Consider the following 13,372-nt stretch of genomic DNA (forward strand, 5'->3'; position numbering starts at 1 on the left):
GGGGAACGATGGGTCTCGCTCCCCGGCCGCGGTGTTATGGGTTCACCTCAGTCGTGGTGGCTGATCAGCAGCCGCCGCGCCAGGGGTAGGCGTACCTGCCGTAGGAGTAGCGCGGGATCCACCACTTGGTGTAGACGCTGGCTCCGACATTGATGTGCAGACACTGGCCTCTTGCCGCCGCCCACTGGGCGATGAACTGGATGGACGCTCCGATGATGGTGATCAGAGCGGCCAGGACACCCAGGACGGGTGCGGCCGGCGGGAACAGGAAGGCCAGCAGGCCCAGGACGGCTCCGGCGATGGTGTACGTCACCCAGCCGTAGCTGCCGATGCGGTACGTCCACCGCTTGTTCGCCACGATCTTGATGGAGACGCCGCCGAAACCGGTGCCCCAGTTCGGGCCCCAGTAGGAGGCGGAGATGCGGCCCCACGAGTAATACTTGGTCCTCGAGCGGCTGAAGCGGCCGTCGAGGTCGGTGCAGTTGACTGGGTCGCCCGAGCAGTACTCGTAGGCGTTGCTGTTGCCGCCGAAGACCGGGTCGATGGACAGGAAGCGTCCGGTGCCCGGGTTGTACAGGCGCGCGCCCATCAGGATCGTGCCCGTGACCGTCTCGGCGGAGCGCTGGTTCTGGCCGAGCCAGCCGTAGCGCGCGGCCGACTGGCCGGTGCGGGCCTGGCCGTACTCGTCGTTGTCGAGCGCGACCGGGGCGATGGCGGTATCCAGGGGCAGCTGCAGGGCCACGTCGCCGTGGGTGTTTGCCAGCTGCAGGACGGTCTGGCCGGTCTTGCCGGTGATGGCGCCGAGCGGGCCGCCGAGGGACTCCACCATGCGGCTGACCGTGCCGGTGGTGTTCTCGGTGATCCAGCGCGGGGTGTCGCCGTCGCCGTCGTAGTGGTTGACCTTCGACTGGGTCTGGGTCCAGGTCGAGCCGCTGCCGGTCTCCACCGTCCAGGAGCGGAGGCGGTGGGCCGCGTCCAGGTTCCAGGTCTGGCGGGTGCCGTTCATGGTCTGCTGGCGGACCAGGTCGTTGGTGTAGTAGCCGATGGTCGCACCGCCCGGCATGGCGGTGGTGCGGCCGAAGGCGTCGTAGCTGTAACCGCTGTTGGTGATGCGGTCACCGCTATCGAAGGTGTTGGTGGTGCTGGTGCCGCCGCTGGTCGGGCAGTCGGCGCCGGGGGTGGCGGCGGCCGTCGTGAGCCCGGTGCGGTTGGCGCGGCTGTCGAAGGTGTACGTCCGGACGGTGCAGACCGTGTCGGCGGTGTCCGCCACCTTCGTCAGCCGACCCGCGGTGTCGTAGGTGTACTCCTGGTCGGACCAGCCGGAGTGGCGGGAGACCTGGCCCATGCCGGTGCGGGCCACGGAGTCGCTGTAGATGGCGACGCCGTCGGAGTCACGGGTGTAGGCGCGCAGGGTCACTTCGCCGCCGGCGTCGCGGACCTGCTTCATGCTGTAGCCGCCGGGCAGCGACTCACTGGCGATGTCGCCGTCCGCCGTGTACGTGGCGCCGAAGGCGCCCGCGACAGAGTCGGTGACCTTGGTGGCCAGACCGCGCGGCTCGGCCGTCTGGTCGTAGGTGTAGGTCACCGAGGACGGGACGTTGTCGCTGACCTTGGTCGGGCGGCCCAGGGCGTCGTACTCGGAGGTGGTGGTGCCACCGTCCGCGTCGGTGTACGAGATCTGGCGTCCGAGCTTGTCGTACGCGCGGGTGACGGTGCCGGCGGTCGGCGAGGTGGTCTTGACGACCTTGCCGGTCTCCGGGTCGTACTCCGTGCTGGCGTCGGGCATCGCCGTGCCCAGGCCACCGGTGGTCTTCGAGGAGACCGGGCGGCCGGCGTCGTCGTACGTGACGGTCACCGTGCGGCTCTGGCCGTTGGCGGTGTCCGTCGTCTTGGCGGTGCTGCCGAAGAAGTCGTACTCGAGTGCGGTGGTGGGCAGCTCGGCCGGCTGGCTGCTGGCGACGGTGCCGCCGGGCGCGACCTGGCAGAGCTGGTCCGCCCACTCCGGGCGGCCCTGGCAGGCGCCGGTGCCGGTGGCCGACCAGTACGTGGAGACACGCGTGGTGGCCGCGGTGGCGGTGCCGCCCGGCAGGATCTGCTTGGCGACGCGGCCCTCGGCGTCGTACTCCGTGACCGTGGTCAGCGCCTTGCCGGTGGCGTCCTCGATGGACTTCACGGGCAGGCCCTTGACCCAGTCGAGTTCGGTCTTGTTGACCTTCTGGTCGCCCTGGACGCTGGGGTGCTCACGCACCTGCACGCCGGTGACCCTGGTGGTCAACTGGCCCTCGACCTTGGCGGAGCCGTCGGTGGGACGGCCCTCGTCGTAGGTGTTGACCAGCCAGGGGCGCGCGGTCACCGAGGTACCCGCGGCGACCAGCTCGGTGGAGCCGGACATCAGGGCCCGGGCGAGGTCCACGCGGCGCAGCGGCTGGAGCTCCTCGATCAGGCGCGAGCCGTCCGCGCTGTAGACGGAGCGGACCGAGAGCAGCTCGGTGCGCTCGGCCGTGGTCAGGCCCGCGATGCCGAGGTCGGCGAGCTGGGCCTGGTCGGCCGGGGTCAGGCCCAGGGCCCGGGACCGGTTGCCCGCCGAGAGTTGGCGGACGGTGTTGCCGAAGCGGTCGTACTCGATGGTGTTGATGTGGCCGCCCGGCTGTGCGGTGTTGACCGGCTGACCCGAGACACCCAGGTAGTGGATGGAGGCCCGCTGGTAGTCCGCCGCCGTCAGGCTGCCACCGCTGTTGGACGACGGGACCGAGTCGGCAGGGAAGATAGCGGTCGCGTCGGTGGGGACCGAGGTCTGGCCCCAGGCCTTCACGTCGGCCGCGCCCATCTTGTACGGGGCGGTGGTACCGGTCAGCGGGACGTCGTAGACGACGCTGGTGGTGGCGGTGCCGTTTGTCTGGGTCGCGCTGCCCGGGGTGAGGGTGGCGCGCTCGGCCTTCAGCAGCATGCCGTCACCGGCGGTGGCGGAGTTGCCCGCCTGGCCGTAGGTGAAGTCCCACGACAGCTCGGTGCTCGGTGTCAGCGAGGTGACGCGTCCCGCGGTGTCGTACGAGTACTGCGTCTGGCTGCCCTGGGACAGCTGCGGGTTCCACTGCTGGCGCAGCTTGCCGCCGGCGTCGTACCGGTAGGTGGCGACGGACTTGGCGGTGGCCGCGGTGGCGTCGGGCCCGGTGGCCCAGAGCTTGATCTCCTTGACCTGGCCGGCGAAGTCGCCGAAGTCGGCGGACGTGGAGGATCCAGTGGCGGTGGTGGTGTCCGCGTAGACGAACTCCAGCACGCGGCAGCCGCGGGTCGCGGAGTCGGCCTCGCACCCGGCCGCGGTGACGGCCGAGGTCGGGGCGATGATCTTGTTCGGGCGGACCGCGGGCTTCCCACCGACCGTGGTGTTCTCCCAGACCGTGGTGGTCGTGGAGTTGCTCAGGCCGTCGATGTAGACGGTCGAGGCGCGCCAGGCCTTGGGCGAGGTGCCCGGGACCGGCACGAAGGTCGTGACCCGGCCCTCACCGTCGCGCAGCGTGAAGTTGCCCGTGAAGCTGCCCGTCAGGGTGTAGTCGGACAGCCATGCCTCGGGGATCCAGCCGTTCTGGTCCTTGTTCGCGGTGAAGTGGTACTTCGTGTCGTCACCGATGACCGAGATGCTCAGCGAGGTGTCGGAGGTCTTGACCAGACCGCCGTACGGGGAGCTCACCTGGCTGCCGGACGCGCCGTACAGCCACTCCTTGCCGAAGATCGCCGCCTGGCCGCCGTCGGCGCCCATCAGCTTCGCCGCGGCCTGCGGGTCACGGGAGGAGGCGGTACGCACCACGGACATGCCGAAGGCGGACGCGTCCTTGCCGGAGAGCGTGAAGTCACCGGTGAGGAAGTTGACCGAACCCGGGCCGACCTCGGTGCTGGCCGCGTCGTCACCGTCACGGTTGACGACGACCTGCAGCGGGTCGGTGGCGCCGGTGGCGGAGTTCGGGCCGGTGAAGTCGGCCTTGATCTGCACCGTGCCGTCAGGATTGACGGTGTCGGTGGCGTTCCACACCAGCGGAGCGTTCTTGCCACCTGTGAGCGGCACCGGCCAAGCCGTCAGCGCCGTGCCGTCGGCCGTGACGTCGTCGGCCGGGATCTGCACCCACGCGTCAGCGTCGGAGCGGCGCCAGGAGAAGGACACCTTGTCGTACTTGGCCGCGTCGGCCTCGGCGACCAGCGGCAGGCGGCGCGCGGTGCGCTCACCGGCGCCCGGCTGGACGAAGCCGCCCGGGCCGGCGTGGAAGCCGTACGAGATTGCCTCGGACTTGTTGTCGGCCTTGTCGACCTGACGCACCTGGAAGGTGTGCGTGCCGTCCTTGTCCGGAGTTACGGTGATCGCCTTGGCCGCAGTCGAGCCGCCGGTGGCCACCTTGGTCCAGGTCACGCCGTCCAGCGACCACTCGAGCCAGTTGTGGTCGGTGCCGTTCGGGGTGACGGTGAAGACACCGGCCTGGCCCACGCCCTTGACCCAAGCCGTCGACGGGTAGTCCGTGGAGCTGATGCCGGTCGGAGCCGAAGGGGCAGAGGCGTCGACCGTGAAGGTCTTCCACGCCGACCAGCCCAAGTTGTAGTGGGTGCCGTCGTACGGGGACGTACGGAACTTGTACGTCTTGCCGTTGGTCAACACACCGGCCGGGACGGTCACCGAAGCGGGCTGGCCCGAGGCCACCCACGGGGACACCAGGTAGTTGCCGACCTGGGTGTCGGTGACGGAGTCGCGGATCTCGAAGGTGCCGTTGACCTTGTCGCCGTTGGCGTCGACGAAGGTGTCACGCAGGACCGGAGTGGTCGAGTTGACCACGTACGCGCCGCCGAAGGAGAAGAACGGGGCGCCCGCCTCCTGCTTCGTGCCGGTGCGCGGACGGTAGTTGTACGTGACCGTCAGCTTCGGGACGTTCGTGGCGGCGTTGGCGGAGTTCACGCGCTTCCACGGGGCGGACACCGACTCGTCGGTGGCTCGCAATCCCATGTTGCCCTTGGCGGCCTTGGCCGAGGCCCACTCCTGCACCAGCGTGCTGACGTTGGCGTTGATCCAGCCGTCAGGGGCGGAGGTGCAGGCGGGGTTGCCCTTGGTCTCCGTCGACGTGGCCTTCTTGGCGGTCCACGACGGCTGCGCGGTCCACCGTGAGGAGGTGGTGGCGGCACCGGTGGACCACACCTCCCACGACTGCGCCGCACAGGTGGTGTTGCCGGAGTGGAAGTTCCACAGGCTCAGGGTGGCGTTGGAGACCAGCGCGTCGGAGATCGGGGCGGTGTTCCAGGAGATGAAGGAACGCGCGGTGCGCCAGGTGCCGTCGGCGTTCTTCGTGCCCGGATTGCCCAGGTCCAGCTCGGTGTCGGCAGACCAGTCGACGGTCTCGCCCTGCTGGACGTAGGTGTCGAAGACGTTGGAGAGCGCCGAGGTCGAGGGGTCGACCGTGACCGGGTACTTCGTCTTCGGGTCCGCGAGGAACTTCGCGTCGGGGGTGACGACCAGGTCGAGGGCGGAGCCCTTCTGGACCACCTTCAGGCCGACCTTGACCCGGCGGGTGTGCTCACCCGAGACCGGCTCCACAGTGGCATCCCACATCACCGGGGCCGGCATGACCGCGGTCTTCTTGTTCCTCTTGTCCGTGAAGAGGACGCTGCCGTCGGCCTGCTGCTTGGCCTTCAGACCCTTGGCCTTCAGCGGCAGCGCGTACGAGAAGCCCTCCGCGGACGGCTTCTTCTTGATCTCGACGAACTGCTCGAAGCCACTGCGGGTCGCCTCGACGACTACGTCCGCGCCCGGCACCGCGTCCTGGTACGTGGCCCGCGTCCCGGCCAGCTTGGGGGCGGGCAGGCCACCCTTCCACTGCAAGGTGATCTGCTGGTCGCCCTCGCCGAGGGTGACCAGGTCGGTGGCCTTGTCGGCCTGCGCGGCGCGCAGAGAGGCCGCCTTGGAGCCGGACTTGCCGGACAGCTTCAGACCGTGCGGGTGAGCCTTGGGGGTCACCACGCCGGTGGCGTCGGTCACCAGGTCCAGGTCGACGTTCTGCCACTCACCGCTAGGGTCCTTGAAGCGGACCGCGCCGGCGGTCAGTTCGGTGGTGAGCGAACCGTCCTTGTTCACCCACGTCGTGGACGTCTCGGTGCGCTCCGCGAGCGCCTCGACCCGCTTGCCCGACAGCCGTGCGGCCACGCGGGCGGACGGGATGTCCGCCGCCTGGGTCACGACCGCCTTCTGCGGAGCGGTGGGCTTGGCACGGTCCGGCGCCGCGATCGCGGCGCTCGTCCCGTCAAGCAAGGTGACGGCCATGGCCAGGGCTATGCAGCCGGCTACGTAGCGGCTGCTCCCCCCGGTCCACGACCGTTCGCGCCACTTGGGCGCGAACGAATGAACCCTCATTAATTCCTCAAGTCTCTGCGGATCCAAACACCGCCTAAAGGCGGTGTAAGAGGAGAACCTAGCGACTCACAAAAGCCGCGATCCACACCAAGCGGACCTAAATGATCTTCCCGGTTCCCCCGTTCGGAGTGGTGTTTATCACCCGGCAATTCGGTTGCCTGTCGACTGTGAACGAGATCCTGATGCCGCGTTAGCGCATTCCCGTCAGTGGGCGAACTGGAAGGCGGATACGCCACATTGCCGAGACCCGGAAGGCTCCTTTCCGCCCCTCGATGCACACGCCAGAGGTCACGATGCGCGCGGCAGCACCGCAACGGTGGGGGCACCAAGCGGAAGGAGAGGCAATTCCGTTCACCTGCATCCGGAAGCCTTCCAGCGTCAAGTAATGCACAGGCAAAGGCGCGACGGCTGGGAAATTTCCCTAGGTTTCTGCCGCCGCGTTGATGGCGTGCTCCTGGGTGCACTGCAGCCGTACACCTATGCGAGTCGCGTGGAGGCGACAGGCCGCAGTCCGACCCATTGCCTGCTTCCGGCAATGAGCCAGGACGGGCCACTGTGGGCGTCCCGGAAGGGCGGCGTAAGGGACGTGTAAAGTTCGACTCGGAGTGCCGGGAAGCCTGGTCGGCGAATAAGGGGCATCTCTCTTCGCAGATCAGGGGGGCCACGGCCATGGCGTACGAGGCTATCATACACGGCGCGCTGCCGCATCGCGGCAGCTTCTCTCACACCGCCGTGCCCGGATTCCGCATTTCGTCCCGCCAGGCATGTGCCGTCGCGGCGACACACCCGTGCAGGCGCGGGTGTGCCCTCTCTCCCGGATACAGCAGCGGTACTGGCTGCGCGCTCCGGCGCTCCCGTACCGGGCGCCCAAGGCGAATCCCCCACGAGCGCTCCCTCACCACGCCCCCCACCGAGACCTGCGGACCTCGTGCTCGCTGTTGCACTCGGGCCCCCGTGATCGCGGTAACCACCACCGGTCCGCTCCGGGCGCCCAACGCCGCACTCCCCGGCATCTAGGAGGCCGTGTCATGGTGGACAACCCCACCGACCCTTTCACCCAGGGCTACGTGGAACTGCTGGCCGGTGCGGCCGAGTCCGGAAGGCGTCTGGGGCGGGATCAGATCGAGGCGCGCAGGCGTCAGGGTGAGCGGGCTGCGGAGGCAGGCGTGTCTTTGCGGTCCTGCATCACTGCCCATCTGGCCGCGACGCGGACGAATTGGCCGCCGCTGCACTCGGGCACTGCCGCGCCCGGTGCCGTCCTCGCAGTCGTCGAACAGGCGATAGACGCCTTCGCCGAAGGGTACGAGCGTGCCCAGCGCGAGGCCGTACGCCAGGAGGAAGCCGACCGCCGCGAGTTCATCGACGACCTGCTCCACGGCCGCAGCCACCTGGGCCGCCTGGCCGACCGGGCCGAACGCTACGGCCTGCTGCTCTCCGGGGCATACGCCGTCGCCGTCGCGCAGGGCGCGGAGCCATACGACGACTTCCACCAGGTGACCCGAGCGGTCGAGCAGGCAGTGCTCGGCCGCTTCGGGAGCCGCAGCATCCTGATCACCACCAAGGACGGCCGCCTGCTGTGCATCGCTCCCGGCGACCAGCCGGACGTGCCGACCTGGTTCGCCAAACACGCATACGCCGCCGCGGGGCAGCGGGGCCGGGTGGCCGTCGGCCGGCCCCAGCACGGCGGCGGAGGCGTCGCCCACTCCTATGAAGAGGCCCTCGCCACGCTGGACCTGGCCGACCGCATGGGCTTCGACGAGCCCCTGCTGCGCGCGGCCGATTTCCTGGTCTTCCCGGTCCTGGCCCGCGACCGCCACGCTCTCGCGGATCTGGTCCGCACGACCCTGGGGCCCTTGCGCACCGCCCGGGGCGGCGCGCAACCGCTGTTGGAGACCCTGCAGGCGTACTTCGACTCCGGCTGCGTCTCCGCGGAGGCCGCCCGCCGGCTCTCGTTGAGCGTGCGGGCCCTGACGTACCGCTTGGAGCGCATCCACCAGCTCACCGGGTCGGACCCGTCCGACCCGATGCACCGCTACACCCTCCAGACGGCCACCATCGGCGCGCGCCTGCTGAACTGGCCGGCCACGGACGATTGACCCGCGCCGGGGCGGCCCGCTCCACACCGGCCTGACGCAGTGCCTCCTCCGACGGCTCGGCGGCCTCCACCTCCCGGACCGGGAGCAGGAATTCTCCACTGGAGCCGACCTCGTTGGCACCGCCCGGTCGGTTCATCGCGGCGGACACTCGTCCGAACAGCCCGGAAGTCCGGTTACGATTCGGCGCCGCCGTGGGCTGTGCGTTCCGGGGAAATCGGGCAGGCGGGGCGCGAGCGTCACCCGTTCCATGTAGACGTCGTGCAGCTCGGAGGCGAGACGGGCAGCCAACGCGTCGTCACCGCAGACAATCATCTGCCCTGCGGGTGCATCGTGTTGAGCCTGCTGAGGAAGAAGTGAGGACACGCCCCCAAGACTCTCCCGGACGGATGGCCCAGTGCACATCTGGGCGCGCAGCGAGTCAGACCGGAATGCGGTGCCAACCACTGAGGTGTGGCCTGCACAGGACCGGGCGGGCCGCCGGGCATGCTGGGCACCGCGCATGCCGCACGCTGGGAGACGCGTATGAAGTGGCTGGTGTCATTGGCCGGAGCCGGGCTGGTCATGTTCGCCCTGCGGGACGTGTTCCACACGCTGTGGCATCCCACTCGTCACGGAGGGATCAGTCGGCGCGTCATGACCGCTCTGTGGAAACTGTCTCAGCGGCTCCCCTTCCGCAACCGTGGGACGGGACTCGCCGGCCCGCTCGCCATGGTGACGGTGGTGGCCATGTGGGCGGGCACGGTGGTTGTGGGATGGGCGCTGATCTATTGGCCCCACATACCTGACGCCTTCTCCTTCGCCGCCGGGCTGGACCCGGCCGAGCACGGCGGCCTGGTGGATGCTCTGTACATCTCACTGGTTACGGTGGCCACCCTTGGACTGGGCGACATCGCCCCGATCGAGTCGTGGCTCCGCATTATCGCGCCTCTGGAAGCCCTCGTCGGATTCGCTCTCCTGACAGCCACCGTCTCATGGGTCCTGGAGATCTATCCGGCACTCACGCGCAGACGGGCACTGGCCTTGCGACTGTCGCAGCTGCAGCGCAACGACCCCTCGCCACTACAGCTCGACTCGCCGCTGGGAACCGCCATCCTGGACAACCTCGCTGCCGAGGTGGCCCGCATCTCGGTCGACTTCGTCCAGTACGCCGAGTCCTACTATTTCCACGACGGCGAGGACCACACGTCCCTGGCCAGCCGAATCCCGTACGCCGCCGCACTCGCCGACCGCGGCAGTGCCGTCGGACATGCGGAGGTACGGCTTGCCGCTTCCTTGTTGACCACCGCGTTGGAGGACCTTGCCCTCATCCTCGACCAGCGCTTCCTGCACACCGGTGGCACAGTGGCCGGCATTTACCGTGCGTACGCCGAAGATCACGGCAGAAGTCAGATCTGAGCGAGGAACCATGGATTCGCCCGTCCTCGACATGGTGCGTGCCAAAGAGGGCGCGTACGGGCAGATGGGGATGCAGCTGGAGTTTGCCATGTCAGGCACTGCTCCCCTGGTACTCCTGTCAGTTACCGGCTTGTGGTGTGGTGAGCACGGTCACGGATGTGTCGTCCGTCGGCGCGATGTCGGCGAGTGTCGTACATACGAGTTCGTCGCCGTAGGGAGTCACCGCGCGTTGCCTGGGAATCGTTGTTCCGTCATGGTGAAGGATCCAGCTCCACGTGAGGGTCCTGATCTCATTAGCTCCCGGCGTTGTGCCCGCCCCCGGCCGCGAGAATGCCCCGCAGACCGGCCCTGCCGAGCATCTCGACTGCCTGTGGAGACGCGTTGGTCACGATCAGGCGCGTTCGCCGGGTTCGCGCGTGTTCGCGAGCGATGAGGAAGACCATGGTGCCGTCACGGCTCAGATGGTCGACGTCCGAGAGGTCGGCCTCCAGGATGTCCGGGAGGCCGCGCAGGCCATCCAACAGCATGCGGGTGGTCCGCTCCGCGGTGCGCAGGTCGATCTGGCCCTGTAGCCGTACGACGGTGGTTCTCTGCGCAAGGAATGTCCGGTGGAGGAACCTGCTCCACCGGCGAGGGGGCTTGTGCGGGGTATGCGGCATCGGATGGCTCCACGGAAAGCGAGCGCCTGCTTGCCGACCAGAATTCCCGGCGCACCTGTGGGCATGTTAAGCGCCATCGGCTCTGGCCGCCTCCGGGCGGGCCGTCGCTCGCCCATCTTCCCTGACGTTGCTGGTCAGGATGACAGGACAGGGAGGGCCCGGGCCGATGGAACGGCGTGCGTTGTTGAGCTGAGTCACCGTGCCAGTGCCGAGCTCCCGGGCAGAGGCCGTCCATCAGCCGGGCCCCCGTCATGAATCATTGCACAGTGCAAACGTGAGTGCACGTGTTCGTACGTGCCCAGCCCGGTCGCCGTGTGCCTACTGTGGTTTGACGGCGGCTTCGACCTCCTGGAAGGTCTTGGGGTCGACAAGCCCTGTGTCTTCGAGGACTTCGAGGTGATCAAGGACGGTCTGGTTGGCCTGGCGTGCGTGACGGCGGATCAGGTCGTTCTGGGTGGCGGCCCTGACTTCGCCGATCGTGGCGAAGATCTTTCCGTGCGAGGCGCGCAGCAGGTTGGCGAAGAGGCGGTCGAATTCGTCGCCGTGGGCGTTGTCCAACTGGGTGACCCAGCCTTGCTGCTCCGGTGTGGCCTCGTTCGGGAGCGCGACCCCGAGGATCTGCGCGTCCTCGCGTACCAGTTGGTCGAGCTTGCTGTGGCCGTCGATCAGGTGCAGTCCTGCTCGCCTCACGGCATCGCTGGAGGCGTGCGTCTGCGCGAGCCGGCCGGCGGGTATCTCCCACAGCCCGGCCTGCCGCACCTTGATGAGGAAGGTCTTGTCCACCTCCGTCACCGGCTGCGGGCCCGCCTGGGACTGGCCGAGGGCGCCGGAGGTGGTGGTGTGGCCGCTGCCGTGCTGAGCGACACCGGCTGTCGTCGGGTCAGCCGATGCTTCGCTGCTGACGCCCCGTATCGCGATCAGGACGGTGGCGACGGCGGCACAGGCCGCAGCGATGATCGCAATCGTCCGCATCGAAGCCTTGGGCCGTGCTGCGCGTCGGTTCGGACGCATGATGCCTCCCGGTTCGGCATTGAAGACTGTTCCTTCATGTCGTCGGGAGCTCGTTGTGGCGGCTGGCACGGCACGCAGGAGTAGATACGCAGGCGAGCACGGAGATGTTCAACGGGCTTTGAAATGGGCGCTCGTCCGGCTCGGCACCGCTGTGATGCGTCTCCCTGATGTGCCCAAGAGAATCAGGACATTCCGACGCCGCGACCATCGCAGGCAACCCGCCTCGACCAGCCATGACAACACCCTTGCGAGCCGGTACACCTAGCCGGCGGACTCGGCGTCGCGTCCGGCCAGATCGCCTGCCGTGAGCGGTGCCGTGTCCGTGGAGCTGTCGAGGTGTGCAAGGGCATCGGCCGCCGCGCGGATGGTCAGCACGCCGAGGCAGCGCCCGTGAGCGTCCAGCACGGGCAGTGCGCCGTGCGGGGAGAGTCTCAACAGCCGTGCGGCTTCAATGACTTCGGTGGAGGCGGGCAGTGTCAGCACCGGCGGTGTCCTGGCGGATACGCCCGCCCCATATGCGCACCGCCGTGACCGCGTCGTGAAGTCGACACCTTGCCGACGCAGTTTGAGGGTATAGATCGTGTCCCGTGACAGCAGCCGGGCGGTGAGCAGGGCGAGGGCGATGCCCACAGCCAGCGGCGGCACGATCGAGAACTGGCCGGTGAGTTCGAATAGGAGCGCCGCGGCCGTGAGGGGAGTGCCGGAGGTGGCGGCGAACACGGTGCCCATGCCGACCAACGCGTATGAGGCGACCGCACCCGCGGTGGAGGGCAGCAGCTGATTCAGCGCGGTTCCGTAGGCGGCACCGAGTGTGGTTCCGACGAACAGCGTCGGCGCGAACACGCCGCCCCCGCCGCCGACCCCCAGGGTGAGGCTGGTAGCCAGAACTTTGCCTGCGAGCAGGAGCAGCAGAATCCTGGTCGCGTAGCCGCCCTCGGCTGCCTTTTCGAGCACCGGGTAGCCAGTCCCGTACATCTCGGGCAGGACCAGCAGCACGAGGCCGAGCAGTACGCCGCCGGCTGCCGGGCGCAGCCATTCCGGGCCGCGCCAGGCCCAGTTGCACACGTCCTCGACCAGATAGAGAGCGTGCGTGAATCCAGTGCCGACCCCGCCGGCGACCAGGCCCAGCGCCGCAAGGAGCAGGTACTGGTTGATGTGGTCGGCGTGAAAGGGCGGCACCCTGAGGAGGGGGGCGCCACCGAAGGCGAGGTGACCGATCGCGGCTCCGGCGGCGCCGGCCGTCGCCGTCGCGCAGAATGCTCTGACACTGCGCACCCCGATGATCAGCTCCATGGCGAAGAGTGCGCCGGCGAGCGGGGTTCCGAGGGTGGCGGCCACGCCGCCCGCGGCTCCGCAGGCCACCAGCAGGCGCACACGGCCGCCGGTGGCTCCTGTGAAGCGACCCAGCAGGGAGCCGAGCGCGGAACCGATCTGGACGATGGGGCCTACGCAGCCGACCGAGCCGCCGGAGCCTATGGTGACGGCGGACGCCCAGGCCTTGACACCCGTGACGGCGGGGTCGATCCGGCCACCGTTGCATTCGACGGCGAGCATTACGTCCGGCACTCCGTGGCCGCGGGAACCCTTGGCGAAGCGAGCGACCAGGGGTCCGTACAGCAGCCCGCCGAAGACCGGGACGAGCAGCACGACGTACGGACCGAGCCAGGGCGCATGAGGGTGTGCTGGCCCGTCGTGGAGCGCGGGATCGGTGCGTCCGGACAGCAGTCGGGTCGTCGTCTCGATCAACCACCGGAAGACGACGGCGCCACCGCCGGCTGCGGCTCCGGCAAGGGGGACGAGCACGCATGCACTCCATGGTCGGGCGAAGC

The 13,372-nt window shown here is 68.8% G+C and carries 6 protein-coding genes; 2 read left to right on the top strand and 4 right to left on the bottom strand.

All coding sequences use genetic code 11. The features are described from left to right. Positions 1–64: 64 nt before the first annotated feature. On the bottom strand, positions 65–6,292 hold the full coding sequence (locus OG293_RS20720) for an RHS repeat-associated core domain-containing protein (RefSeq protein ID WP_406000272.1): 6,228 nt from the start codon (positions 6,290–6,292) through the stop codon (positions 65–67). Positions 6,293–7,410: 1,118 nt separating this feature from the next. On the opposite strand from OG293_RS20720, the gene OG293_RS20725 reads away from it, so the two are divergent. Both OG293_RS20725 and OG293_RS20730 read left to right on the top strand, forming a co-directional pair. Beyond that, positions 7,411–8,478 (top strand): PucR family transcriptional regulator, encoded by a 1,068-nt coding sequence (locus OG293_RS20725; RefSeq protein WP_406000273.1) that lies wholly within the window; start codon positions 7,411–7,413, stop codon positions 8,476–8,478. Between the two features lie 522 nt (positions 8,479–9,000). Then, positions 9,001–9,873: a potassium channel family protein gene (locus tag OG293_RS20730; protein WP_406000274.1), complete on the top strand. Its 873-nt coding sequence runs from the start codon at positions 9,001–9,003 to the stop codon at positions 9,871–9,873. 293 nt (positions 9,874–10,166) lie between these two features. On the opposite strand, the gene OG293_RS20735 is transcribed toward OG293_RS20730, so the two are convergent. From OG293_RS20735 to OG293_RS20745, 3 genes are all read right to left on the bottom strand, one after another. Then, positions 10,167–10,532, bottom strand: a complete 366-nt coding sequence (locus OG293_RS20735) for an STAS domain-containing protein (RefSeq protein WP_406000275.1) — start codon at positions 10,530–10,532, stop codon at positions 10,167–10,169. Between the two features lie 318 nt (positions 10,533–10,850). Continuing rightward, on the bottom strand, positions 10,851–11,543 hold the full coding sequence (locus OG293_RS20740) for a DUF4142 domain-containing protein (protein ID WP_406000276.1): 693 nt from the start codon (positions 11,541–11,543) through the stop codon (positions 10,851–10,853). Between the two features lie 261 nt (positions 11,544–11,804). After that, positions 11,805–13,346: a chloride channel protein gene (locus OG293_RS20745; RefSeq protein WP_406000277.1), complete on the bottom strand. Its 1,542-nt coding sequence runs from the start codon at positions 13,344–13,346 to the stop codon at positions 11,805–11,807. Between the last annotated feature and the right edge of the window lie 26 nt (positions 13,347–13,372).

The organism is Streptomyces sp. NBC_00829 (assembly GCF_045161795.1).
Classification (GTDB): domain Bacteria; phylum Actinomycetota; class Actinomycetes; order Streptomycetales; family Streptomycetaceae; genus Streptomyces.

Excerpts from the sequence above, each read along its gene's own strand:
- OG293_RS20720 (WP_406000272.1), bottom strand. The coding sequence starts at position 6,292 with ATGGCCGTCACCTTGCTTGACGGGACGAGCGCCGCGATCGCGGCGCCG.
- OG293_RS20725 (WP_406000273.1), top strand. The coding sequence starts at position 7,411 with ATGGTGGACAACCCCACCGACCCTTTCACCCAGGGCTACGTGGAACTG.
- OG293_RS20730 (WP_406000274.1), top strand. The coding sequence starts at position 9,001 with ATGAAGTGGCTGGTGTCATTGGCCGGAGCCGGGCTGGTCATGTTCGCC.
- OG293_RS20735 (WP_406000275.1), bottom strand. The coding sequence starts at position 10,532 with ATGCCGCATACCCCGCACAAGCCCCCTCGCCGGTGGAGCAGGTTCCTC.
- OG293_RS20740 (WP_406000276.1), bottom strand. The coding sequence starts at position 11,543 with ATGCGTCCGAACCGACGCGCAGCACGGCCCAAGGCTTCGATGCGGACG.